Here is a 25,283-nt window from a genome sequence, read left to right on the forward strand (position 1 = left end):
ATAATGATGAACAACAATATACCGCAGGTTAAAACGGTCAAATTGCTGTTGCTGGCGATGGAAGAACAGCAACAGGCAATGTTTAAAATGGCCTTCAAAATGCACAGCACCACCAATTATCAGGTGCTGGATGCATCTTCGGGCGAAAAGCCCGAGTTGGTGATTGTGGACGGCGACAGCCCTGCCGGCATCAGCGCTTGGCTTAAAGCGAAGGGCGATTATCCCAATTCGACCGTAGTGCATTTTGCCAAATCTCCCCCGTCTGTTACCGCACCGCATCTGCCCAAACCGATTAAGTTTGATACCCTGTTTCTCAATTTGCGTAATCTGATGCAGGGCAACGGCATCTGGGTGGTACAGGGCGGTGTTGCTCCGGTACATGCCGCAGCACCTAAAAGCCATGCTCCGGCATCTTCCCGCGCCAGCGAGGTAACCATTCCGCGTTTTGATCCGAATACCGGCCTTTTGGGCATAGTGCGTCGAACCATTTCTGCCAATAAAGACACCTTGATCAACTGGAACGGCAAGCCGATTCTGGCTCTTTTTCCCGAAGCGCAAAAAGCATGGTTGGCCATTGATGCCGCACAATTACACACTTTATGCCAGCAGGAAAATCCTGCAATTGAAGTGCAGGCGGTTGGTGGTAATGTAATCGAGCGTGCAAACAGCTCTTTACAGGCCGTTTTGTGGCAAGTTGCATTGTGGACAGCCAACGGCCGTCTCGCCCAGCCTCTGACACCCAATACCATATTCCAGCTTAAATACTGGCCCAATCTGACCCGCTTGGCTCCATTGGCCGAATCTATGCGCTTGTCGGCATTCCTGACCCGAACCGCGGTCAGCCTGAATATGCTCTACAAAATGATGCCGCTGGATATGCCGGACATCCTGAACTACATATCCACCACCTATCTTACGGATTACTTATCCGTTAGCGGGTCGATGGCAGAAGCTCAGAGTAAGGCGCCTGCTACTATCCAGAGTGCGCCCCCGCGTCCCAGACCGGCCGTTGCGTCAGAAGATTCCGAATCTGCCGCGCCCAGACCGGCAGGTGGCGGTCTCTTGAGCAGGCTGATGAAAAAATTACTGAATAAATAATAATGAAGAGGTACTTGCCATGATGGTAGAGAACAAAATTATCTTTACAGGGCCGGTGGGTGTAGGCAAAACCACTGCGATTGCCGCTTTGTCGGACGAACCTCCGGTACAGACCGACGCCAGCGCATCGGATATGACCGCTGTGCGCAAAGGTTACACCACCGTTGCGATGGACTACGGCCTGATTCAGCTTGACGAGCATACCAAGGTTCACCTTTACGGCACTCCGGGTCAGGAACGTTTTGACTTTATGTGGGAAATTCTCAGTAAAGGCAGCATGGGTTTGGTCTTGCTGTTGGATAACACCCGCGTGAATCCTTTAAAAGACCTGAAGTTTTTCTTGGACTCGTTTTCTGATTTGTTGAAAACCGCTCCTTTGGTTGTCGGAGTGACCAAAATGGATATCCGTTCCGTTCCCGGGATAGACGTCTATCAGAAATATCTGATCCAGCATGGTTTGAATGTGCCGGTATTTGAGGTTGACGCCCGCAATGAAGATGATGTCAAACAGCTGGTAACCGCCATGCTGTTTCAAATTGATCCTGGTTTGGAGGTATAGTCGTGGAATCTACTCTGTCATTACAAACAAATCTTTACCCGCACATTACGCCGGCTGGGGCCTTCTATGCAGTAGCCAATAAAAGCAGCAGCGCCAGCCGCACTTTATTGTCCAATGTATTACGCTCAGGCGGCAAACAGCCGATTACCCAGCAAAAACTGCTCGAATGGGCGGAAACCGACGACTTGGATACCGCATTAAACCTGCTCTACCGCCTGCAGCGTTTGGAATTTCTCTACGGCAGCGAAACCCCGCCCGAAGTTCCCGAGCTGACCGACGATACCCTGGCCAATCTTTTACCGCATCTGTCCGATAGCCACAAAGCCCTGTTGATCGACCAAGATGGCTTCTATTTTGCCAACTCCGGCTTCAACCACGAAGCTGCGGAAGAGGTGGCCATTTTGGCCAGCGAAGCCATTCGTCTTTCCGAGCGCCATGCCCTGTTGATCAAAAACAACCTGAACATTTATCAAAACGCATGGGGCTTGTGCGACCCTGTCGGCCAAAGCGAACTGACTTTCTTCCCGATATACATCAGCGATGCCAAATATATTTTGGTTACCGGCGGCACGCCCCAGCTGCACAAAGACACCTTCGTTTTACTGGTGCGCGCCCTTTATCAAACCGTAGATGCGGCTACCGGTTTCGGCGGCTCGTTCTAACACAAGATAACTGATTGGAAAATTAACATGAACGAACAACTTCTTACCTCCATCTTGAGCGACTTGAACAGCTCTTCGGTTGATATTACCGCTTCCGCAGTGATTTCTACGGACGGGCTGCCGATCGCCCACCTGCTGCCCAACAGCGTTGATGCCGACCGCGTCGGTGCCATGTCTGCAGCGCTGCTGGCCTTGGGCAACCGCACCACCCACGAACTCGCCTGCGGCGAACTGGAGCAGGTGATCGTGAAAGGCAAACTCGGCTATACCCTGCTGATTCAGGCAGGCGGAACCAACGTACTGTGCCTGACCGCCAAAGAAAGCGCCAAGCTCGGTCTGATTCTGCTCGACGCCCGCCGCGCTGCCCGCAGCATTGTCGATATCACTAAATAAGTTTTGATTCTTAATAAAGCAGCCTGAAAACCGAATTTCCGGTTTTCAGGCTGCTTGCTTTTGTCGGTTTAGAAAGCGCAGCCGCCCGCTTTCTGGGTGGTGCGGATTTCCCGGCCGCTGGGCAGGGTCAGGGTGCTGCTGATGCCGAAAGAAGCGATGGCGCCGAGCGTGGATGGGTCGGCGGTGCAAATGTCCAGCTTACGCATGTTTTGGAAAAACTCCTGCCATTTTTCCGGTGTAAATGCCGATTCTTGTACCGACGGGCTCAGGCGGTAGCGGTAGTGGACGGTATCGTTTTCCAACACGATTTGGTACAGCACCAGCCCGAAGCCGTCATCTTGCGGCAGCGTGCTGTTTAGGCGGCTGACGGCCAGCTTGGCGGAACTGAGATCGCGCTTGCGGCGGATTTGTTCCGGCGTGTTTTCGCTCAGCAAACGCCGGCAATGGCCTTTTTCTAATCGGATGTTAAAGGTACGGTTGCCGTTTTTCAGCTGCTGCCGGTATTGGAAATCAAGCGGCAGATAGTCGTTGATTTCACGAAGTTTTTCTTTCTCTACGCACGCCGTAACATCGGTGCCGGTTTGGTAGTTGGGCAGCAGTTCTTCGTAGTTGAAAGCAGAGAGCTGCGCATCATCGCCGGCGCTGGCGGGGCGGCTGTTGATTCGCAACTGCAGGCGGCCGCCGTTATAAACCAGGGGTAAGATTTCAATGTGCTGGCCGCCCGTAGTTTGCCGGTGCGGCAGGTGGCGGTTGGTTTCTTTGAGTAGCTGCGGCAGCATTTGCAAAAATTCGGCTTCCTGCTGCGCGCTCGGCGCGGCCTGTGCGGCAGGCAGAGCCATCGGCAGGCAGAGCAGGGGCAGCAGGTATCGGTAGGCAGACATGGTTTTTCCTTGGATTTTGCCTTATTGGCGGGAAGGCAGCCTGAAAACGGATTTCCGGTTTTCAGGCTGCCTTTGTTTGGGTGTTGGCGGGGTAGGGCGGGTTTAGAGTTCGCCGTAGGAATGCAGGCCGCCGAGGAACATATTGACGCCGACGAAGGCGAAGGCGGTAATCAGCAGGCCGACCAGCGCCCACCAGGCCAGCACTTTGCCGCGCCAGCCGGCCACCAGCCGCAGATGCAGCCAGATGGCGTAGTTCAGCCACACAATCAGCGCCCAGGTTTCTTTGGGGTCCCAGCTCCAGTAGCGCCCCCAGGCATCGTCCGCCCACAGGGCACCGAGTATGGTGGCGATGGTGAAAAACAGAAAGCCGACGGCGATCACTTTATACATCGCTTCTTCAATCTGCTCGGCCGGCGGCATCAGGCGGTTGCCGTGCAGTGCCAGCAGTTCGGCCGCGGCAAACATGGCGGCGATGCAGAAGGCGCCGTAGCCGATGAAGTTGGCGGGAACGTGCAGCTTCATCCACCACGACTGCAGGGCAGGAATCAGCGGCCGGATTTCGTGGGCGCCGCGCTCCAGGCTGTACCACAGCACAAAGCCGACCAGTACGCACATCAGGAAATAAACGAAGGCGCCGAGCTTCTGCATGGAGAATTTGCGCGAATAGTATTGGTACATCAGCGCGGTAATCACCATAAACAGGATAAATACTTCGTAAAGGTTGGACACCGGAATATGGCCGTCGTTCGGGCGCAGCAGATAGCTTTCATGCCAGCGCACCAAAAGGCCGGTAAAGCCGGCCAGCGCCGCCGCCCAAGCGCAGCCGTCGCCCAGGCCGAGCAGGATGTTGCCGCCGCTGCTTTCAGGCTGCCGCCGCTGCTTGAGCCAGGCGCCGGCGGTGCCGGCGGAGTAGGCGAAAAAGGCCAGCAGCGTCAGCGCGCACTGCCACATAATCGCCGGCTGGCTGGCGAGCAGGTAGCGCAGCAGGAAACGGCCGTGGGTACTGTCGCCGCGGCTGATGTCGCCGTCGTACAGACCGACGGCCAGATAGGCGAGCGCCACGGCGGCGGGAATAAACCAGCGCAGCGGCTTGAAGAACCAGCCCAAACCCACCGAAGCGGCGGCGCTGAGCCAGAGAATGGCGGTTTCGTAGCCGTCCATGCGGTGCGGTATTTTGAGTTGTACCAACACGGCGATGGCGAGAATCACGGCGGCGTAAAGGCCGTCTTTGATGTCGAGAGAGCGGAAAAAAGAAGTTTCGCGCAGCAGTTCGTGATCGATTGCAGGCGCGGCGTAGCCGGGATGCGGCGCCGTTTTTTGCAGCAGTTCGTGCTCGGCGCGGACGGTTTGGGTTTGTTCGGTCATGGCGGTGTTCTTCAAAATCGTGTGTGCGGGTGTTTTCAGGCTGCCTGACTGCAGATGCAGCCTGTTTTAATGTAAAAATTTGTTTGCGCGGCGGATTATAAAGAAAAAATATCCGCTGTGCTGTTAATTGTGCTCAGTCTTTCGGCCTAGTTCTTTCGGCCGGGTGTTTTCAAGCAGCCTGAAAACGGCGCGGGGCAGGGCGTTGCCAGCCTGAAAACTTTTTAGTTGTCTGCACGGGTGGGTAGGAAAACCGCCGGCAGTCGCGGGAGTGCGGTGCGGTATGGGGCAAACCTTTTCAGGCTGCTTTGGAGTTTTCAGGCTGCTTTGGAGTTTTCAGGCTGCTTTGGAGTTTTCAGGCTGCTTTGGAGTTTTCAGGCTGCCTGAAAACAGCGTGCCAGCAGTTTCAGGCTGATCTGTACCACCCAGCCGACGCCGAAGGCAAACAGCAGGGTGCCGATGCCGACGGTGCCGCCGAGCAGCCAGCCGATCAGGCAGACCACCGCTTCGATGGCGGTGCGCACGCTGCCGATGCGCCAGCCGCTGGCCTGGCACAGGCCGACCATCAGGCCGTCGCGCGGACCGGCGCCGGTGTGGCAGGTCAGGTAAAAGGCCGACGATACGCCGATCAGCACGATGCCGCCGACGCACAGCGCCGCGCGTGCCGCCAGACTTTCCGGCACGGCAACGAAATGGACGAATACCCCCAGCCCGCCGGCAATCAGCAGCATATTCAGCACCGTGCCCAGCCCGGGCTTGAGCCGCAGCGGTATCCAGCCGAGCATCACCACCGCGCTGATCATCAGCGTTACCGTGCCCAATTCGCCGCCGCTGATGCGCGCGATGCCCTGCGAGAGCACCGTCCACGGCGTCGAGCCCAGCCGCGACACCACCAGCATGCCTTCGCCAAAGCCGAACAGGCTCAGTGTGACCAACAGCACCGCCAGCGGTTTGGCTTCGGTAAACGGCCACATTGACGAAGCCGTCCACGGGGTAAGGGGCAGGATGCGGGAGTAGTTTTCTTTTTTCATCTTATTCTTATGGTCGGGTTTCAGGCTGCAGGCAGCCTGAAAACGGCGGCGGCGCCTATTTGGCGGTTTTGCCGCCGCCCAAATCGGCGGCCAGCCGCTCGAGATCGGCCAGATGCTGCGGAAACTCGCGTGCCAGCTCGCGCTCGCTGCGGGTGGCGCTCATGGCAAAACGGATGCTGTTGCCGTCAAACAGCAGCCAGGCGCGTTTTTCGCGGACGTAAAACATAAACAGCGTGCCGGCCACCAGCAGCACCGAGCCCAGATACACCAAGAGCGCGCCGGGCGATTTGGTCATCTGCAGCGCCGACATATTCACTGCGCGGTAGCCGTCCATCTGCAGCAGCACCGGCGATTCGAAGCGGGTTAGCGCGGTGTAGCCGTCCAGGCTGTTGAGCACGAAGCGGCCGCGCACTTCGCCGGCGGGAATCGGCGGCAGGCCGCGATCGGCCAGCGCATCATCGAGCGCGATATTGATGGTGCCGTAGAGAATCTGGTACATCAGCTCGCCGGTTTTCTGCTGGTCAGCGGCAGGGACGGTGCTTTTGATGTGGCGGTCGATGGCCACGTAGCCGCCTTCGGCAAACTGGCGCAGCAGGTTTTCGGTGGCGAGTTTGAACTGCGGGCGCACGCTTTCGCCGACATTGGCCTGCGCTTTTTCCACCACGCGGCTGCGCCGTTCGGGATCGAGCAGCAGTTCGCGCAGCGCCATAAAGCTGTCGAGCCGGCCGGCGGGGTCGGCGGGCAGCATCAGCCAGCGGTAGGGTTCGTCGGCGCTGCTGCGCTCGCCGGTGGCGAAAAACCACGAGCCTTCGCGTTCCAAGGGCAGCATGTAGTTGACGTATTCGTGCGCCTGGCCGCTGTTATCGCGCAGCTTGAAGCGGATGGTGGGGCCGACGTTGGCAAAGCGCCGGTCTTGGCGCACGCTGCGCACTTCGCTCAGGCGCTTGGCAAGGGCGGCGCGGCCGCTTTCGTTTTCAGGCTGCGCCTGTGCTTGCTCGGCGTCTTCGACGTTGTAAACCTGCAGATCGTTAAATTCGATGGAAAACTTGCCGGCGCCGCCCAAATCGAGCGGATAGCGGCTTTGCGAAACGGCTTCGATTTTGCGCATCGCGCCGCTGCCGCGCAAATTCCAGCTTTTGAAGCTGAGTTTGGAGCCGCCGTCGCCGTAGCCGGCCTGGTAGATGGTTACGCCTTCAACGGTGAGCGGATGGTTGACGCGCACGGTGGCAGCCTGGCGCGAGCCGTCTTGGCGGGTGATGATGACGTCGCTGGCAAAATCCTTGGGCATGCCGGTGTCGTAAAAATCAATGTGGAATTTTTTCAGCTCGACGCTAAAGGGCAGCTTTTGCAGCAGCAGGCCTTTGTCGGCATTGATAAATATCGAGTCGGCATGCTGGCCTTCGACGATTTGGGTGTTGCCGCGGAAAGACGGGTTGCCGCTACCCAGCGTACTGGCAGCCTGAAATTCGCCGGCGTAGTTGCTGGTGGTGTCGGGCACAATGCGGCCGCTGAGCATGCCGATTTTCAACAGCAGGTTGCTGTCCACCAGCCCGCCCAGGCAGATAACGATAATCGCGGCGTGGGCGAAGATGTAGCCCCATTTGTTCATGCTGCCTTTTTTGGCGGCCAGCAGCACGCTGCCGTCGTCGCGGTGCACGGTTTGGGTGCGGTAGCCGCGCACGGCGAGATAGCGCGCGGCGATATCGGCTTTCAGGCTGCCCTGCAGCAGGGCGCTGTGCTTCATGTGGGCGAGCGATTTGGCGGTTACTTTCAGGCGGAAGGAGCGCATCTCGCGCAGAAAGGGCGGCACGTTGCGCCACAGGCACAGCGCGGTGCTGCACACCAGAAACAGCATGATGGCGACGAACCACGACGAAGCGTAAACGTCGTACAAACCGAGAAAGGAGAAAATCTGCGCCCAGAAAGGGCCGAATTTGACCACATAGTCCTGCGGCGACTGGTTTTGCTGCAGCACGGTGCCGATCACCGAAGCGACGGACAGCACCGCCAGCAGCGCCACGGCAAAGCGCATGGAGCTGAGAAAGGCGAACCACGGACGGCGGATCAGGGGGATTTTGGTTTTGGGCTTGGCGGACATGGTCGGGGCAGCCTGAAAAACGGACGGGATATGCGGCCGGCGGTGCGGCGGCGGTGTGTGCCAACGGGCGGCAAAGCAGCCTGAAACGTTTTCAGGCTGCCTGCGCGCCATTGTTTGGGAAGCGGCGGGGCGGTTGTGTGGGCTGTTTGGGCTGGTCGGGGAAGCCGTTTGATCGGCTTTAGCGCTGGCGCGGTGCCGGCAAAACCGGCGGCGGCAAACGCGTCGCCCGACTGATAGCGCAGCTTATAAGCATTAGCTTTTGTGGTGCCAAACAGCCGTTCAGGCAGCCGGAAAGGATGTCCTTTCAGGCTGCCTGAACGAAGCGGCGGCTTTTGCGCGCGGTTTATTTCAGACCTTGGATGTAGTTGCCCACCGCTTTGACTTCTTCTTCGTTCAGGCGTTTGGCAATGGTTTCCATCATGCCGTTGGCGCTGGTGCGCTGGCCGGCGGCATAGGCTTTGAGCTGTTCGCCGATATAGGCCGAATGCTGACCGCCCAGGCGCGGGTAGGCGGTGATGTCGGTGCCGCCGCCGGGAATGCCGGCGCCGCTGGGGCCGTGGCAGGACATACAGGCCGGCACTTTTTTCTCCGGCAGGCCGGCGCGGTAGATATTGCGGCCCAGTTCGATGTTTTCCTTGGGATTGGCTTCGCCCGGCTTGGCCTGCTGCTTGGCATAGTAGGCAGCAACGTTGCGGATGTCGCTCTCGCTCAGGTTCTGCACCATCGGCGCCATCATGCCCGAAGAGCCGGACGTGCGTTTTTTGTTTTTGATGTCGAGCGTCTGCGTCAAAACGTAGGACGCGTGCTGGCCGGCGACTTTCGGATACATGGCGATGCTGCTGTTGCCGTCTTCCGCGTGGCAGGAGGCGCAAACCGATTTGGCCACTTCTTTGCCTTTGGCCAGATCCGCCTTGGGAGCGGCTTTGGGAGCCGCCGCCGCTGCGCCGGCCAGCAGCAGTACCGCCAGCATATTCAAACGTTTCATGGGAAATGCTCCTGATTCCAAAACCAAGGGTTTCGGGGGTTTTATATTTATATGTCGGACACCGGATGGCAGCCATCCGGCCGAACCAGAAATTTGCAAACGTGGTATTCTATACTAAATTCACATAACTTTACCAGCATGAACATTTTTCACAACGCCAAATTTTCCATCACCGCCAACGACCTGAACGGCCTGCCCGACACGCCGGCGGAAATCGCCTTTGTCGGCCGCAGCAACGCCGGCAAATCCAGCGCCATCAACGCGCTGTGCAACCATGTGCGGCTGGCCTTCGTGTCGAAAACGCCCGGCCGCACCCAGCACATCAATTTTTTCGAGCTGGCCAACGGCTGTTTTCTCGCCGACTTGCCGGGTTACGGCTACGCGCAGGTGCCCGAGCCGGTGCGCGCCCACTGGGTGAAACTCTTGGGCAGCTATCTGCAGAGCCGCCGCCAGATTGCCGGCCTGCTGCTGATTATGGACGCCCGCCACCCGCTCAAACCGCAGGACTGGCAGATGCTCGACTTTTTCGCCGCCACCGGCAAGCCGGTGCATATTTTGCTGTCCAAGGCAGATAAATTATCGAAAAACGAGCAGATTAAAACCTTGTCGGCGGTCAAAAAATCCTTACAGCCGCTGGGCGAGCGCCAAGAAGTGAGCGTGCAGCTTTTTTCCAGCCTGAAAAAACAGGGCTTGGACGAAGTGGGCGCCGTCGCCGCCGAATGGTTTGCCCGCGCCGCCGCCCAAGCCGCCGCAAACCTGACCGAGAGCGGCGAAATCGGTTAAAATCCGCCCGATTTTTTGGCGGGCAATACCGGCACGCACCCGCCCGATTAACGAACGATTCAGCAAACCCGCAAGCAGCCTGAAAACCTTTTCAGGCTGCCTTTCGATTGGAGAGAACACTAAATGAACGCCTTATTGCAAGATTTGCAGGCACGCGGCCTGATTAACCAAACCACCGACATCAACGAGCTGTCCGCATTGTTGGACAGCGAAAAAATCTCACTCTACTGCGGTTTCGACCCCACCGCCGACAGCCTGCACATCGGCCATCTGCTGCCGGTGCTGGCGCTGCGCCGCTTCCAGCTTGCCGGCCACACTCCTATTGCGCTCGTCGGCGGTGCCACCGGCATGATCGGCGACCCCAGCTTCAAAGCGCAGGAGCGCAGCCTGAACAGCAGCGAAACCGTGGCCGGCTGGGTAGAAAAAATCCGCGGCCAGCTTCAGCCCTTTTTGAGCTTTGAAGACGAAAACGCCGCGATTATGGCCAATAACGCCGACTGGTTCGCCGGCATGAACTGCCTGGATTTCCTGCGCGACATCGGCAAGCATTTTTCCGTAAACGCCATGCTCGCCAAAGAATCGGTCAAACAGCGCATCGAGCGCGACGACGTCGGCATTTCCTTCACCGAGTTTTCCTACGCCCTGCTGCAGGGTTACGACTTTGCAGAACTCAACCGCCGCCATGGCGTCAAACTGCAGATCGGCGGCAGCGACCAATGGGGCAACATCACCTGGGGCACCGAACTTACCCGCCGTCTGCACCGCCAGAGCGTCTACGCCCTGACCCTGCCGCTGGTAACCAAAGCCGACGGCACCAAATTCGGCAAAACCGAAGGCGGCGCCGTGTGGCTTGATGCCGCCAAAACTTCGCCCTACCAGTTTTACCAGTTCTGGCTCAAAACCGCCGATGCCGACGTGTACAAGTTTCTCAAATACTTCACCTTCCTGCCGCTGGACGAAATCGCCGCAATCGAAGCAGCCGACCGTGCCCGCGACGGCAAGCCCGAAGCCCAGCGCATCCTTGCCGAAGAAATGACCCGCCTGATCCACGGCGAAGACGCGCTCGCCGCCGCCCGCCGTATTACCGACAGCCTGTTTTCCGGCAACGAAGACGCGCTCACCGAACAGGACTACGCCCAACTCGCCCAAGACGGCCTGCCCGCCTTTGCAGTATCCGGCAGCCTGAACGTCGTCGAAGCGCTGGTTAAAACCGGCCTGGCGCAGTCCAACAAAGAAGCGCGCGGCTTTATCAGCAGCAAAGCCGTGCTGCTCAACGGCCGCCCCGCCGAAACCACCAACCCCAACCCACCCGCCGACAAACCCGACGACGCCTACCTGCTCACCGACGCGCACAAACGCTTCGGCCGCTACACCATCGTCCGCCGCGGCAAGCGCAACCACGCGCTGTTGGTTTGGCAGTAAGCAGCCCGATGGCTAAACAAAAAGGCAGCCTGAAAGCCAGATTTTCGGTTTTCAGGGGCGTAAGTAACAAAATGGAGGCTATTTCGGAGAACATTCTCCCTAAGTAACAAAATGGAGGCTGAGCCTAAGATTTAATTGAGACCTTTGCAAAATCCCCCCAAAATCCCCTAAATTCCCACCAAGACATTTAGGGGATTTTCCATGAGCACCTTCTTCCAGCAAACCGCACAAGCCATGATTGCCAAACACATCGACCGCTTCCCACTATTGAAGTTGGATCAAGTGATTGATTGGCAGCCGATCGAACAGTACCTGAATCGTCAAAGAACCCGTTACCTTAGAGACCACCGCGGCCGTCCCGCCTATCCCCTGCTATCCATGTTCAAAGCCGTCCTACTCGGCCAATGGCACAGCCTCTCCGATCCCGAACTCGAACACAGCCTCATCACCCGCATCGATTTCAACCTGTTTTGCCGTTTTGACGAACTGAGCATCCCCGATTACAGCACCTTATGCCGCTACCGTAACTGGCTGGCGCAAGACGACACCCTGTCCAAATTGCTGGAACTGATTAACCGCCAACTGACCGAAAAAGGCTTAAAAGTAGAGAAAGCATCCGCCGCCGTCATTGACGCCACCATTATTCAGACCGCCGGCAGCAAACAGCGTCAAGCCATAGAAGTCGATGAAGAAGGACAAGTCAGCGGCCAAACCACACCGAGCAAAGATAAAGATGCCCGCTGGACAAAGAAAAACGGCCTCTACAAACTCGGTTACAAACAACATACCCGTACCGATGAGGAAGGCTATATCGAGAAACTGCACATCACCCCAGCCAATACCCATGAGTGCAACCACCTGTCGCCTTTGCTGGAAGGTATAGCCGAAGGCACGACCGTCTATGCCGACAAAGGCTACGACAGTAAGGAAAACCGGCACCATCTGAAAGAGTATCGGTTGTTGGACGGCATTATGCGCAAAGCCCACCGCAACCGTCCGCTGACGGAAGACCAAACCAAACGTAACCGCTATTTGTCGAAGACCCGTTATGTGGTCGAACAGAGCTTCGGGACGCTGCACCGTAAATTCCGCTACGCCCGGGCAGCCTATTTTGGTCTATTCAAAGTGAGCGCACAAAGCCATCTGAAGGCGATGTGTCTGAACCTGTTGAAAGCGGCTAACAGGCTAAGTGTGCCTGTTGCCGCCTAAAAGGTGGCCCGGATGCCTGATTATGGGGTATCCGGGGAGAAAAAAGGGGATATTTGGGTAAAGTCAGGAGTGATTTGGGGCGAAAACAGCCGAAAACCTGTGTTTGGGTTCCGGCTGTCAGCGAAAAGGTGAAGAGAGGTATTTTGCAAAGGTCTCGGCCTTTCGGTTTATTTTGTTTATTCCGACACAGGGCGGCGGCCAATCACGCAGCCGATTGCCCGACTGCCCTATCCCATCCTGCATAACGCGCTGACAAAAGTGTTAAAATAGCCCGTTTATAGTGTCATAAAACATGTTTGACCGGCGGCTTGAAGCGTTTTCGCTTCGCAGAAACTCCGTTTCCTTCGGAAGCTCAGTTTTAACTTCGTTGAAGCTGCGCTTTCAGACGGCCTTCAGCCTTTTCTCGAAAGATCGATCGTGATAACCCTCCCCATTCCCGTCCCCCAAACCCCGCACGCGCTCTACCGCGCCATGTTCTTCTACATCGTTGCCGCATTCGGCATCGGCTGGTTTCTGCCCGTAAACGGCGTGCTATGGGGCATACTGCTGGCCACCGCGCTGGTGCTGTATCTGCGCATCCGCGCGCTGGCACGAGGCGAAAAACGGCTGTACGACCGATTCCCCGCCGGCAAAAGCGGCATCTCTTCGCTGCAATGGCTTTATTTGATGATTGCCGTGATGGGCGCGGTTGTCGCCTTTTACGGCGGCACGGCGGCCTCATACGGCGAATTGCGCGAAGCACGCGGCATCGTCCCTGCCAAACCGTATAATGCAAGAACCGAATGTTATGCCCGGCAGGATGCCGTATCCCAAAACGGATTCGCCCAATTCCTACTCGGCCGCCCCTGCCGCCATGTGAGCGATACCAACTATCTCCCGTTCCCCAACGGCGGCGAAACCCTGCATTTGAGCTGTGCCGCCGACCTGCACGATGCTTGCGAATCCGCCTACGCCCATGCAGGCAAACCGGCCGTGGTGAAATACAGCGGCTCGCGCCTGTATGAAATGCAAGTGGACGGCGTGCCAATCTACCGTTATGCCGACCAAGCTGCCCGATTCAACCGCGAACGCAAAGCCGCCTTGCTGGACGCGCTCATCGCCGTGCCGCTGTTCGCCCTGCCGCTGATGTGGTTCCACCGCCGCTTCGACGATTGGCAGAACGCGCTGGCCGAAGGCGAAACCGTGCCGGACGAAACGCCGCAGTGGTGGAAATACACCGTGTTGTGCTGCTGGTATCTGCCGCTTGCCGCCGCCTTTGCATGGGCGGGCATCGGTTGGTGGCGCAACATTGACGAGCCGATTGCCTTGACCATCGGGCTGCTGTTCATCGGCGCGTTGCTGTTGTTCACCCTGCGCGGCGCGTATCGCGTGTTTGTTCCAAAGCAGCCTGCATCCTATAGTGGATTAAATTTAAATCAGGACAAGGCGTCGAGCCGCAGACAGTACAAATAGTACGGCAAGGCGAGCCAACGCTGTACTGGTTTTTGTTAATTCACTATAAAACGGCTTCACATCAACGGATAGCAAGCGTAGGTTGGGTCGAGACCCAACTTTCAGGCTGCTTTTGGGTTTGTTGGGTGTGCAACCCAAGCTACGATTGCCGAACCCGGCTTTCAGGCTGCCTGAAAATGCCGCGCCCCTGCCGCAATGCTTCCGGCAGGGGCGTTTGTTGTCGGCGGGTTTTAAGCCGCGATGTTTTTCAGGCTGCCTGATCCGTATCCGTTTGCCGGCGGCAGCCTGAAAGCCTGTCAGGCATCGGGCAGGCGTGCCATCCACAGGGCGACGCACAGACAGACGGCGGAAGTTCCGGCGCCGACGTACCAGCGCTGCGGAAACTGGAAAAACAGCCAGCTGCAGGAGAGCGTCATCATCGACCAGGCCAGGTATTTTGCCCGCCGCGGCACCGCCCGCCGCTGTTCCCAGTTTTGCACCATCGGCCCGAAAAAGCGATGCTGGTGCAGCCAGCGGTGAAAGCGCGGCGACGCCCGCCCCCAACAGGCGGCGGTAACCAGCACGAAAGGGGTGGTCGGCATTATCGGCAAAAAGGCGCCGATAATGCCCAGCAGCAGAAATACCGCGCCGAAAAACCACAGCAGCCAGTTGATCAGCGTGCGGCGCAGGCGGTTTTGCGGCATCGCCAGCACGATGGTCGACGGAATCACCAGCAACAGCAGCAGCGATATCCAGATTACGGCGGAAGAAGTGCTGCCGAGTGCCGGCATCACCGGCTCGGCGGCAGCGGCCGGCAGGCCGGCGGCACAGAAAAAAGCAGTCATGGTTGTTCTCAAACAAAACGCCGCCGGCACGGGGCGCGGCAGGCCGATCGGGCAGCCTGAAAACGGCGGCAGCGCCGCAGCGGCTGCGGGAAAAACAGGCGGCGAGTGTAACACAAAGCGCCGCCGCCCTTTCAGGCTGCTTTGGGGGCGTAACAGGCAGCCTGAAAACTGGTTTTCTGTTTTCAGGTTGCTTTTTTCCTTATTTCGCGTCCCAAAAACCACGCTGCAAATGTACTGCCGGTGGCAGCCATTTGTCGGCATTTATGCCCGACTTTGCGGATGGGATTTGTCGGGCATAAATGCCCGACCTACAACCCAATACCGTCATTCCCGCGCAGGCGGGAATCTTGGTAAAACTCAGACAATGGTTTGCTTCTCCAAGCCTTTGGGGATTTCAAATAAGATTCCCGCCTGTGCGGGAATGACGCTGGTTGGGAAAGTGCCAAGATTTTCAGGCTGCCTTTGTGTGGCGCCTATCAGCCGAGCATGGCCAGCAGTTCGGCTTCGCCAATCACGGTGATGCCCAGCGCGGCGGCTTTGTCGAGCTTGCTGCCGGCGGCTTCGCCGGCGACGACGTAGTCGGTTTTTTTCGAGACGCTGCCGGAAACTTTGCCGCCGGCGTCTTCGATCAGGGCGGCGGCCTGGTCGCGTTTGAGCGTGGGCAGGGTGCCGGTGAGCACGAAGGTTTTGCCGGCGATTGCGGCTTTCAGTCTGCCTGCTGCTTCGTTGTTGCCGTCGCCGTCGGCTGGATGGTCGGCGGGCAGGCTGTTTATAAAGGCGATGGTTTGGGCGAGCAGAGCGGCGTTTTCGGGTTGGCGGCGCCAGTCCTGCCAGTTTTGCGGCAGGGCGGGGTCGTGTTGCAGGGCGTCTAGGCTGCCGGCGAGCTGCCACAGCTCTTGGGCGCGTTTTTCGCTGAGTTTGAGACCGGGCAGGCGGGCGAGCCAGCGCTCTGGCGGGATTTGGGCGTTCAGGCTGCGGGATGCGGCGGCGGTTTGGGGGGCGACGCCGGCGGCGAGTAGATCGTCGAGCAGACGGTTTTGCTGCGGGTCGCGGAAATGGCGGGCGATGGACTGGGCGACAACGGCGCCGATATCGGGCAGGCAGGCGAGCACCGGCTCGGGGGCGCGGCGCACGGTGTCGAGACTGCCGAAGGACGACGCCAGCTGCTTGGCGGTGGATTCGCCGACGTGGCGGATGCCGAGCGCAAACAGCAGGCGCGCCAGCGGCGGGTTTTTGCTGGCGGCGATACCGTCGAGAATATTCTGCGCCCATTTGACCGGCGCTTTTTTGCGGCTGCCGTTTTCGTTTTCAGGCTGCCTGTCGCCGCCATCGGCCTGCTCTTTCATTTTCTGCAGATCGGCCAGCGTCAGGCGGTACAGGTCGGCGAAGCTGCCGACGATGTTTTGTTCGACCAGTGCTTCAATCTGCTTTTGGCCGAGACCGTCGATGTCCATCGCTTTGCGCGCGGCAAAGTGGATTAAGCCTTGCGCGCGCTGGGCTTGGCACAGCATGCCGCCGGTGCAGCGGGCAACAGCTTCGTTTTCTTCGCGCTCGACTTTGCTGCCGCACACCGGGCAGTTTTCAGGCAGCCTGAAAGCGGGAAATCTGGGTTTCAGGCTGCCTGAAAACAAGTCGTCCCCCGCTTCTTCCACCATCGGCCGCCGCTCGGGCAGCACGCGCACCACTTCGGGAATCACATCGCCGGCGCGGCGCACGATGACGGTGTCGCCCACGCGCACGTCTTTGCGTTCGATTTCGTCCTGATTGTGCAGGGTGGCGTTGGTTACGGTTACGCCGCCGACAAACACCGGCGCCAGGCGGGCGACGGGGGTAACGGCGCCGGTGCGGCCGATTTGCACGTCGATGCCTTCCACGGTGGTCAGCGCTTCTTCGGCGGGGAATTTGTGGGCGATCGCCCAGCGCGGGGCACGGGAAACAAAGCCCAAAGCCTGCTGCTGCGCCAGGCTGTTTACTTTCACCACCATGCCGTCGATTTCGTAGGGCAGGCCGGGGCGCCGCTGCGCCATTTCTTCGTAAAAGGCGAGCACGCCGGCCATATCGGGGCAGATGCGCCAGTTGCCTTTGGGCAGGCTGAAACCGAGTTCCGCGAGCCATTCGAGCTCCTGCGCGTGGCTTTCAGGCTGCCTGGCCGCGCCTTCAAAGCGGGCGATGCCGTAGGCGAAAAAGTGCAGTTTGCGCTGGGCGGTGATGCGCGAATCGAGCTGGCGCAGGCTGCCGGCGGCGGCGTTGCGCGGGTTGGCGAACGGCTTTTGCCCCGCCGCTTCCTGCCGTTTGTTCAGCGCGGCGAAATCGGCTTTGAGCATCAGCACTTCGCCGCGCACTTCAATTAGCGGCGGCACGTTTTCCCCGGCCAGCCGCAGCGGGATATTGCGCACGGTTTTGATGTTTTCGCTGACGTCTTCGCCCGTCGTGCCGTCGCCGCGCGTGGCCGCCTGCACAAACACGCCGTCGCGATAGAGCAGGCTGACGGCCAGGCCGTCGAATTTTGGTTCGATTACGTATTCGGTGGTGGTGGCGGCCAGGTCTTTGTTTATCCGCTCGTCGAAGGCCAGCATTTCGGCGTGGTCGAAAACGCCGTCGTCGTTTTGCGGCGAAAAGGCGTTGGAAAGCGAGAGCATCGGCACGGCGTGGACAACGGTTTCAAAGCCGTCCAGTACCGCGCCGCCGACGCGGGCGGTGGGGCTTTCCGGCAGCCTGAAAGCGGGATGCGCGGCTTCCAGCGCTTCGAGTTCGCGAAACAGGCGGTCGTATTCGGCATCGGGCACGCTGGGTGCATCGAGCGTGTAATACTCGCGGGCGTAGCGGTTTAGAAGGGCGGTAAGTTCGGCAATGCGGGTTTGGGGATTCATGGTTTCAGGCTGCTTTCGGGATAAACGGCATTAACTGCGCGGATGGTGGCGTTTGACAATTTCCTGCAGCCGCAAATCGGCCACATGGGTGTAAATCTGGGTGGTGGTGATGTCGGCATGGCCCAGCAGCAGCTGCAGCACGCGCAAATCGGCACCGTGGTTGAGCATATGGGTGGCAAAGGCGTGGCGCAGGCCGTGCGGCGACAGCCCTTCGATGCCGACCGCTTCGGTATAGCGGCGCACAATCTGCCAGGCGAGCTGGCGGCTGATGGCGCCTTTTTTGTTGCCGACAAACAGCGCGTCGCAGCGGCGGCCTTTGAGTATCTGCCCCCGCGCTTCTCGCAGATAGCGCTCCAGCCAGTGCGCGGCTTCGGCGCCCAGCGGCACGATGCGCGGCTTGCCGCCTTTGCCGACGGTGTGGACGATGCCGCGCTCCAGCCCGACATCGTTCAAGGCCAGGCCGACCGCTTCGCTGGCGCGCAGGCCGGTGGCGTAAACCAATTCCAGCAGCGCCTTGTCGCGCAGGCCGAAAGGGTCGGACACATCGGGCGCGGCCAGCAGCGCGTCGATCTGCGCTTCGCTGACCAGCACCGGCAGCCGCTGCGGCTGCTTGGCGGCTTTGATAACGGCGCAGGGATTGTCGCCGCGCTGCTCGGTTTCGTGCAGCCAGCCGTAAAAACGCTTGGCGGCCGACAGCATCCGCGCCTGCGTGCTGGCCGCGCCGCCGGCATGCACCGCCGCCGCCAGCGCTTCGCTGTCAGCACTTGCCAGGTCTTGTCCGCCATCGGCCAGTGCTGCGGAGAGTTTGGCCAAATCACGGCGGTAGGCATCAAGCGTGTTTTGTGCCAACCGCTCGCGCAGCCACAGGTATTCGAGAAAAGCGTCGGCCAAAGCGGCATCGGCATCGTGTTCCATAATGTGCGGGGAAAGTGGCAAAGCGGCGGATTATAAAGCAGTTTGGCGGTTTGACAGCATGGGGGCGTTGGCATTGCTGTTTGCCACCGTTCAGACAGGTAGCGGTGTTTCGGGGTGAAACTTAAAAAGGCAGCCTGAAACCCAAACGGTTTTAGCGGCCGTAGGGTGTACACCGTGCACCAAACGGTGCTTACGAGGCAGGAGGCTTGAAAACCAAGCAGCATGCGCGGCGCAGGCTGCTTTTTCGTTAAGGTTTACTACAGGCAGCCCCACCCCTGGCGCAGCCGAACAGAGCGCGGTTTTTCCGGATTCAAGCGTGCGCCCTGTTTGAGCCTTGCCCCAAGCAAGGCGAGTTCGTACGCGCCGGAAAAGCCGTGCGGCGTGAGGGAAGCCGCGCCCCAAGCGCGGCCTGCAACCGGGGTCGCCTTTCTTTGCTTACTTTCTTTGGCGACGCAAAGAAAGTAAGTCGCCGCGCGGCGATGGAGCGCAAAGGTGGATCGGGCAGAACTTTCCGAAATTCTGTCCAAAGATATTGCAGGCAGCTTCAAACGAGCACTCCAAACCACCCAAGCAAAAAGCAGCCTGAAAACCACCTATCCTGTTTTCAGGCTGCCCGACTTTTCAGGCTGCCGCGCCATACCCGACAAAAACACTCGGCAATGATAAAATGCGCGCCTTTTCCATTCCGAGACAGCAAAGGCACACACATGGCACTGCTTCAAATCGCCGAACCCGGTCTTTCCGCCGCGCCGCACCAGCACCGGCTGGCGGTAGGCATCGATTTGGGAACCACCAACAGCCTGGTCGCCACTGTGCGCAGCGGCAGCGCGGTTTGTCTGGCCGATGAAAACGGGCAGGTGTCGCTGCCATCGGTGGTGCGTTACGGCGAAGCGGGCGAGATACTGGTCGGCCGCGATGCCGCGGCGGCGGCCGGCAGCGATGCCGCCAATACCGTCAGCTCGGCCAAGCGCCTGATCGGGCGCAAGCTTGAAGACGTTGATGCCGGCCGTCTGCCCTACCGCTTTGCCGACAGCGAGCGCCTGATCGGGCTGGACACCCGCCACGGCGTGAAAACCGCGGTTGAAGTTTCCGCCGAGATTCTGCGCGTGCTCAAAGAGCGGGCGGAAGCTTCGCTGGGCGGCAGCCTGACCGGCGCGGTGATTACCGTGCCGGCCTATTTCGACGAAGCCCAGCGCCAGGCCACCAAAGACGCGGCGCGGCTGGCGGGTTTGAACGTGCTGCGCCTGCTGAACGAACCCACCGCTGCCGCCATCGCCTACGGGCTGGACAACGCCGCCGAAGGCACTTTTGTGGTGTACGACTTGGGCGGCGGTACCTTCGACGTATCGGTGCTGCGCCTGTCCAAAGGGTTGTTTGAAGTGAAAGCCACCAACGGCAATTCGGCGCTGGGCGGCGACGATTTCGACCACCGCTTGGCCGCCCATCTGGCTCAAAGCAACGGCATCGACACCGCCGACGCCGGCCGCCGCCAAAGCCTGCTGGCGCTGGCGCGCAGCGCCAAAGAAGAATTGAGCAGGCAGCCTGAAAGCCGCGTTGAAGCCGATTTGAACGGGCAGCGCATCGACACCGCCGTCAGCCGCGACACCTTTGAAGCGCTCACCCGCGATTTGGTGGCGCAGACCATAGCACCGGTGAAGCAGGCGCTCAAAGACGCCGGTGTCGCCAAGCAGGATGTGGACGGCGTGATTATGGTCGGCGGCGCCACCCGCATGCCGCAGGTTCAGGCTGCCGTTGCCGAATTTTTCGGCCGCGAACCGCTGAACAATCTCGACCCCGACCAAGTGGTCGCCCTCGGCGCGGCGGTGCAGGCCGACGTGCTGGCCGGCAACAAGCGTGAAGACGACTGGCTGCTGCTGGACGTTACCCCGCTGTCGCTCGGGCTGGAAACCTACGGCGGGCTGGTGGAAAAAATCATCCCGCGCAATTCCACCCTGCCCGCCGCCCGTGCGCAGGAGTTCACCACCTTTAAAGACGGGCAGAGCGCGATGAGCATCCATGTGGTGCAGGGCGAGCGCGAGCTGGTGGCCGACTGCCGCAGCCTGGCCAAATTCACCCTGCGCGGCATCCCGCCGATGGCTGCCGGCGCCGCCCGCATCCGCGTAACCTTCCAAGTCGATGCCGACGGCCTGCTGTCGGTGTCCGCCCGCGAGCAGACCACCGGCGTGCAGGCGCAGATCGAAGTCAAACCGTCTTACGGCCTAGACGACGAAACCATCACCCGCATGCTCAAAGACAGCATCAGCAACGCCAAAGACGACATCGCCGCCCGCGCCCGCGCCGAAGCGCAGGTCGAAGCCGAAGGGCTGATCGCCGCCGTCAATGCCGCGCTGGAGATGGACGGCGATTTGTTGTCCGACACCGAGCGCCAAAGCGTGCAGGACGCCGTCGATGCCCTGGCCAGCAGCCTGAAAGACGGCAGCGGTGCCGCCGCCATCCGCCAGGCCGTGCAGCATTTGGCGCAGGCCACCGACAGCTTCGCCGCCCGCCGCATGGACCGCAACATCAAACGCGCCCTTGCCGGTCAAAGCATCGACGCGGTTTGATACCGCAGACTTGCGTTCCCTCTCCTGCGCTCGCGCGGGGGAGGGAGCCAAACAGCCGTCTGCCAATTTTCAGGCTGCCTTTAAGCCAAAGCAGCCTGAAAAGCGTAGCGGCGTTGCGAAGCTGAAACCACCGCAAGGAATCCCGATGAGCACCTATCCCGCCCCCGATTTCGAACGCAAAATCCTTTCTCCCGCCGAGCTGGCCGCCAAGCTCGACAGCCTGCCGCGCCCGCTGGTGTTTACCAACGGCTGCTTCGACATTCTCCACCGCGGCCACGCCAGCTATCTGGCGCAGGCGCGCGCGCTCGGCGCCTGCATGGTGCTCGCCCTCAATACCGACGCCTCGGTGCGCCGCCAGGGCAAAGGCAGCGACCGCCCGATCAACCCGCTGGAAAACCGCGCCGCCGTTGCCGCCGCGCTGGAGAGCGTCGATTACGTTACCTGGTTCGACGACGACACCCCCGCCGCGCTGATCGAACAGCTCTGCCCCGACGTGCTGGTCAAAGGCGGCGACTGGCAGCCTGAAAACATCGTCGGCGCCGCCCAAACGCTGGCGCGCGGCGGCAGCGTCCACTCTATTCCCTTTCTGCACCAGACCTCCACCACCAAAACGCTGGAAAAGATCCGCGCCTCGGCAAAAGAATAGGGCAGCCTGAAACCTTTGTCTGATTCTGCCGAGATTTCTGCCTGTGTGGGAATGATGCCGTTCAGGCGGTTGGTTTGCCGCAAAACAGGCAGCCTGAAAAAACAAAAGCAGCCTACGTAGCGTAGCGGAGTTGCGAAGCTAAAACCGTGTCGGCAGGTTTCAGGCTGCTTTTGTATCAGCCCGAGTTTCCCCAAACGACGTCATTCCCGCGCAGGCGGGAATCTTTTTTGAGCGTCAGTAATGTTCGGCTTTATCGGAAACTACTGGATAGTAAACAAGATTCCCGCCTACGCGGGAATGACGGCACCTGTGGTTTTTAGTATCTGTAGTTTTTAACAGTGAATTGGTTACTTACGTTGTATTCCGTTTTTCAGGCTGCTTCGGAGACATCTTGCCGCCCAATAAAAAGCAGCATAAAAACCAAAACACGGTTTTCAGATGCTACCTTGCATGTAAAGCATATTTTACACGACAAATTACATCTTATTGTTTTTATTTATTATATTTTGTTGCATTTTGTGCAGACGCAAAAAAGGCGGCAGTTTTCTGCCGTTTTCTTTTGCTGCGGCCACTAGCTTTGCGGCCGATAGCGGTGCGGCTCGTATGGCTTGCCTGTGGTGTGGACGTAGTAGGCGATTGTGGCCAGTTTGCGCATGATGGCGCCGATTATTACTTTCTTGGGCTTTTTCTTTTTGGTTAGCCGTTTTATCAGCTCTGGGAAGTAGCCATTACGGTAGGCGACCATTGCGGGCATAAACAGGGCGCCGCGCAGTTGTCTGTTGCCGTAGCGGGTCATCTGCTCTTTGCCTTTGACACTTGTGCCGGATTGTTTCTTTTGCGGCACGAGTCCGGCAAAGGCGGCAAACTGCTTTGCGCCTTTGAATTTTAGTGCGGTTAGGTAGTAGGCGAGTTTGGCGGATGTGATGCCGCCGATACCGGGGATGCTTTGCAGTTTGTTTGCGGTTTCCTTGATGCCGCTGTCGCCGCCGGCGGCGTCGTTTATTTCCTGCTCTACTGCGTCGATGTGCTTTTGCAGCTGTTTGATCTGCTCGGTATGGATGCTTTGTACAAAGCTGTCTTTGGCTGCTTTGAGACGGTTTTGCTGGGCGGTCATTTGTTGCTTGAGTTGGCCGTGCAGTGCCATCAGGCGCTTTAGGCGGTACTGATCTGCCGTTGGGATGTATCGCTGCTCTAACTCTTGATCAAGGGCGGTAAAGCAGTATTCGGCAATGATTTTGGCATCCTGTTTGTCTGTTTTGGTGCGGCTGAAGCGTTTTTTGGCGTAGGCGCTGATCTTTAGCGGATTGACGACATAGACGGGGTATTCTCTACCTATGACGTCTGCGGCGGCTTCGTAGTAGTTGCCTGTGGCTTCCATGCAGATGTGCAGTTCGTTCGCCTGGCCGTGTGATTCGAGCCATTGTTTCAGGGCTTGGATTCCGTTTTCGTCGTTATCAAAAACGGCGCTGATGATTTCCTTTTCTGCCGGCATGTAGGCGGCGTCTATGGTTTTTTTGGATATGTCCAGTCCGACGGATTTTCTCATGTGATTACCCTTACTATGCAGATTCGCGGTTTGCCGCGTCCTTTGATGCTACTCAATTTCACAAACAGAAAGAGAGCGGCCGCCTAATCTGATAATCGGGCTGTACTGCCCCGGCTGCTTACAGGCTGGCCGCTCTTTGCTGCGGTTAGCTAGGCCGCAACGGTGGGAATTTTAGCAGAGCAGCCGGCCGGCCATCACCGTTTTCAGACTGCCTGAAATATAATGGACGTTTTCATTTGTCCTTTAGGGGTAATCACCATGAAGCAAAACATTATTATTGTGCTGTTATCGGCCATCTGCGGGATTTTGGGTTATATGGCGGCGCAGATGCAGGATAGGCCGGCGGCGGTGCAGGTGGCCAATTCGGAGCTGGTGTCAGATACGGATCGATTGACCGATTCTTTGCCGGCGGAAAGTGCTGTACCCGCAAAAGCTGCGGAGCCGGCGAAACAGGCGACTGCGAGCAGAAAATGCAGAAAGATAGGTTTGCCGAATCCGCCCTATCCTGAAGACGCGCAGAATGCGGGAATCGGCGGCAGCGTTACCCTTGAATTTGAGGTTTCCGATGAGGGCAGAGGCCAAAATGCCGTAATTATCAAAAGCAGCGGCAATGATAGTTTGGATAGTATGGCTTTACGTGCTGCTCAGAAAGGTATATATTCAAAAGGCAATTCTGAATGCTTTAGAACCACCTTTGACTTTGTGCCATCCTAAACATTACTAAAGCCCCAATAAAAAACCGCCCAAGCTGCAAACTTGGGCGGTTTTTGCTGCCGCTTCCGAAGCGGAACCCTTTGCGGGGGACTAGCCCCCCGCGCCCCCCAGTCTCACTTGCGACGCCGCGGGGGCAGGGGGACGGCGCGGGGGCGCGCCTTACCACCTGCCCTTGCGGCAGAGTGTGAGGGCGCCTGCGGGGCGTCAAGGGGGTATTCATAAAGATTCGGGATAAAGCGCCCCGAATCTTTACAAACCTTCCCCCTTGACTCCCCTACGGCTTGGCGAAGTCTCAACCGAAGGCAAAGACCCCGACAGGCAGGCCGTAAAATTTGGCGGGGCAGGCCGGCAAATTGACATATTGTCTAATATAATATGCTTAATAATACTTCAGTACGATTTAAATGTGCTATTGCTAAATTGGCATGCAAAAATCCACTTAAATATCCTATAACTAAAGCATTAATAGATAGTAAATATTAGACATTTGTTGTCTATTTGGCATTCTTATTATACAAATTGTCTATGTTTTGTATTGATTTCTAGCTTCTGGACATTTTGTATATTTGACATTTTACTACTGTATCACATCCAAGTCGGAATCGTTACCCTCGGACAGGCTGGGCAATACTCGTCCGCCCAGGCTGGATACCTGCGGGCTGCTCTGTGCGGCTTCTTGGCGGCCGTAAGCTCTCGGCGCCGGTGTCTGGTTTTGGTATTCGTCGGCCAAATAGGGGTTGTATATGCCGTCTTCGACGTATTTCAGGCACTGGGCTTTGTCGATTTCCAACGTGGTAGCTTGGTCAGTGTAGCAGGTGCATTTGCTTCCGCTTTTGACGCAGGCGGCGGGGTAAGGCATGGTTTGGATGTTGCGGTTATGGCCGTTGTAGATGGGTGCCGTCCACGGCTGGCCGTCGATGCTGGGGATGTAGTCTGATGCGCTTAAGGGACGGTTCGGATCTTGGGCGGGCATCTGCTGCATCTGTTGTTGCTGGCCGTAAACGCCGCCTGTTGCGTTTTGCGGGGCGTTTGGCTGTTGGCCTTGGGTTTGCCCTTGTCCGGCTTCTGACTGGGCTTCCTGCGCCTGCTGCGGCTGCAGTCTGGCCTGGTAGCTGTTGTTGAGTTTGTAGGCGTTATAGGCGACAAAGCCGATTGCCAAGGGCATTACCCAAATCCACGAGCTTAGGGAGCCTTTGAGTTTGGTGTGCTCTTCTGCACTTTTATACATACCAAAGGCATCTTTTTTCAGCCAGTAGATGCTGTTTTTAG

Annotated in this window: 20 protein-coding genes and 1 pseudogene; 11 read left to right on the top strand and 10 right to left on the bottom strand. The window is 58.4% G+C overall.

Annotation, left to right across the window (positions count from 1 at the left end; translation table 11 throughout):
* The first annotated feature begins 3 nt into the window (after positions 1 to 3).
* From OP500_RS02205 to OP500_RS02220, 4 genes are read left to right on the top strand one after another with little or no spacing between them, the layout of a single operon-like run.
* The gene (locus OP500_RS02205) at positions 4 to 1,098 is read left to right on the top strand and encodes an alpha-glucan phosphorylase (RefSeq protein ID WP_238747996.1); all 1,095 of its coding nucleotides are present in this window, start codon (positions 4 to 6) and stop codon (positions 1,096 to 1,098) included.
* A 22-nt stretch (positions 1,099 to 1,120) separates the two neighbouring features.
* Complete coding sequence (locus OP500_RS02210; protein WP_238748020.1) at positions 1,121 to 1,657, top strand: GTP-binding protein; 537 nt, start codon at positions 1,121 to 1,123, stop codon at positions 1,655 to 1,657.
* 2 nt (positions 1,658 to 1,659) lie between these two features.
* Entirely contained in the window at positions 1,660 to 2,319 is a 660-nt protein-coding gene (locus tag OP500_RS02215; protein WP_238747995.1) for a peptidase M23, read from the top strand.
* Positions 2,320 to 2,346: 27 nt separating this feature from the next.
* Entirely contained in the window at positions 2,347 to 2,712 is a 366-nt protein-coding gene (locus tag OP500_RS02220; RefSeq protein WP_238747994.1) for a roadblock/LC7 domain-containing protein, read from the top strand.
* A 68-nt stretch (positions 2,713 to 2,780) separates the two neighbouring features.
* Here OP500_RS02220 and OP500_RS02225 read toward each other — a convergent pair whose 3' ends face one another.
* The 5 genes from OP500_RS02225 to OP500_RS02245 form a co-directional block, all read right to left on the bottom strand.
* Positions 2,781 to 3,593, bottom strand: coding sequence for a hypothetical protein (locus OP500_RS02225; protein ID WP_274070039.1), 813 nt, complete (start codon positions 3,591 to 3,593; stop codon positions 2,781 to 2,783).
* A gap of 102 nt (positions 3,594 to 3,695) precedes the next feature.
* Complete coding sequence (gene ccsB, locus OP500_RS02230) at positions 3,696 to 4,958, bottom strand: c-type cytochrome biogenesis protein CcsB (RefSeq protein WP_274070040.1); 1,263 nt, start codon at positions 4,956 to 4,958, stop codon at positions 3,696 to 3,698.
* Between the two features lie 371 nt (positions 4,959 to 5,329).
* Positions 5,330 to 5,986, bottom strand: a complete 657-nt coding sequence (gene yczE / locus OP500_RS02235; protein ID WP_274070041.1) for a membrane protein YczE — start codon at positions 5,984 to 5,986, stop codon at positions 5,330 to 5,332.
* Between the two features lie 55 nt (positions 5,987 to 6,041).
* Positions 6,042 to 8,084: a cytochrome c biogenesis protein ResB gene (locus tag OP500_RS02240; RefSeq protein ID WP_274070042.1), complete on the bottom strand. Its 2,043-nt coding sequence runs from the start codon at positions 8,082 to 8,084 to the stop codon at positions 6,042 to 6,044.
* 343 nt (positions 8,085 to 8,427) lie between these two features.
* Positions 8,428 to 9,069, bottom strand: coding sequence for a c-type cytochrome (locus tag OP500_RS02245; protein ID WP_238747984.1), 642 nt, complete (start codon positions 9,067 to 9,069; stop codon positions 8,428 to 8,430).
* 138 nt (positions 9,070 to 9,207) lie between these two features.
* Here OP500_RS02245 and yihA point away from each other — a divergent pair, with 138 nt between their 5' ends.
* From yihA to OP500_RS02265, 4 genes are all read left to right on the top strand, one after another.
* On the top strand, positions 9,208 to 9,852 hold the full coding sequence (gene yihA / locus OP500_RS02250; RefSeq protein ID WP_274070043.1) for a ribosome biogenesis GTP-binding protein YihA/YsxC: 645 nt from the start codon (positions 9,208 to 9,210) through the stop codon (positions 9,850 to 9,852).
* A gap of 123 nt (positions 9,853 to 9,975) precedes the next feature.
* Complete coding sequence (tyrS, locus tag OP500_RS02255) at positions 9,976 to 11,274, top strand: tyrosine--tRNA ligase (protein ID WP_238747982.1); 1,299 nt, start codon at positions 9,976 to 9,978, stop codon at positions 11,272 to 11,274.
* Between the two features lie 201 nt (positions 11,275 to 11,475).
* Positions 11,476 to 12,483, top strand: coding sequence for an IS5 family transposase (locus tag OP500_RS02260; RefSeq protein WP_274070044.1), 1,008 nt, complete (start codon positions 11,476 to 11,478; stop codon positions 12,481 to 12,483).
* Between the two features lie 417 nt (positions 12,484 to 12,900).
* Positions 12,901 to 13,935 carry a hypothetical protein gene (locus OP500_RS02265; protein WP_238745989.1) on the top strand — a complete coding sequence of 345 codons (1,035 nt, stop codon included), beginning with the start codon at positions 12,901 to 12,903 and terminating at the stop codon, positions 13,933 to 13,935.
* 296 nt (positions 13,936 to 14,231) lie between these two features.
* Here the strand turns inward: OP500_RS02265 and OP500_RS02270 are convergent, their stop codons facing one another.
* From OP500_RS02270 to xerD, 3 genes are all read right to left on the bottom strand, one after another.
* A complete protein-coding gene (locus tag OP500_RS02270; protein WP_407659223.1) occupies positions 14,232 to 14,591 on the bottom strand; it encodes a YbaN family protein in 360 nt (119 codons plus the stop codon).
* 644 nt (positions 14,592 to 15,235) lie between these two features.
* On the bottom strand, positions 15,236 to 17,629 hold the full coding sequence (gene ligA, locus OP500_RS02275) for an NAD-dependent DNA ligase LigA (protein ID WP_274070045.1): 2,394 nt from the start codon (positions 17,627 to 17,629) through the stop codon (positions 15,236 to 15,238).
* 30 nt (positions 17,630 to 17,659) lie between these two features.
* The gene (gene xerD, locus OP500_RS02280; protein ID WP_274070046.1) at positions 17,660 to 18,544 is read right to left on the bottom strand and encodes a site-specific tyrosine recombinase XerD; all 885 of its coding nucleotides are present in this window, start codon (positions 18,542 to 18,544) and stop codon (positions 17,660 to 17,662) included.
* 707 nt (positions 18,545 to 19,251) lie between these two features.
* Between xerD and hscA the strand changes: the two genes are divergently transcribed.
* Together hscA and OP500_RS02290 are read left to right on the top strand one after the other, a co-directional pair.
* The gene (gene hscA, locus OP500_RS02285; RefSeq protein ID WP_274070047.1) at positions 19,252 to 21,108 is read left to right on the top strand and encodes a Fe-S protein assembly chaperone HscA; all 1,857 of its coding nucleotides are present in this window, start codon (positions 19,252 to 19,254) and stop codon (positions 21,106 to 21,108) included.
* A gap of 145 nt (positions 21,109 to 21,253) precedes the next feature.
* Positions 21,254 to 21,754, top strand: coding sequence for an adenylyltransferase/cytidyltransferase family protein (locus OP500_RS02290; protein ID WP_274070048.1), 501 nt, complete (start codon positions 21,254 to 21,256; stop codon positions 21,752 to 21,754).
* Positions 21,755 to 22,325: 571 nt separating this feature from the next.
* Here OP500_RS02290 and OP500_RS02295 read toward each other — a convergent pair.
* On the bottom strand, positions 22,326 to 23,300 hold the full coding sequence (locus OP500_RS02295) for a transposase (protein ID WP_274070049.1): 975 nt from the start codon (positions 23,298 to 23,300) through the stop codon (positions 22,326 to 22,328).
* 258 nt (positions 23,301 to 23,558) lie between these two features.
* Here OP500_RS02295 and OP500_RS02300 point away from each other — a divergent pair, with 258 nt between their 5' ends.
* The gene (locus tag OP500_RS02300; RefSeq protein ID WP_274070050.1) at positions 23,559 to 24,014 is read left to right on the top strand and encodes an energy transducer TonB; all 456 of its coding nucleotides are present in this window, start codon (positions 23,559 to 23,561) and stop codon (positions 24,012 to 24,014) included.
* Positions 24,015 to 24,591: 577 nt separating this feature from the next.
* Here the strand turns inward: OP500_RS02300 and OP500_RS02305 are convergent.
* A pseudogene (locus OP500_RS02305) lies at positions 24,592 to 25,283 on the bottom strand (zonular occludens toxin family protein); the annotation flags it as partial.

Source organism: Kingella sp. SNUBH-2017, assembly GCF_028680565.1.
GTDB classification, from domain to species: domain Bacteria; phylum Pseudomonadota; class Gammaproteobacteria; order Burkholderiales; family Neisseriaceae; genus Kingella_D; species Kingella_D pumchi.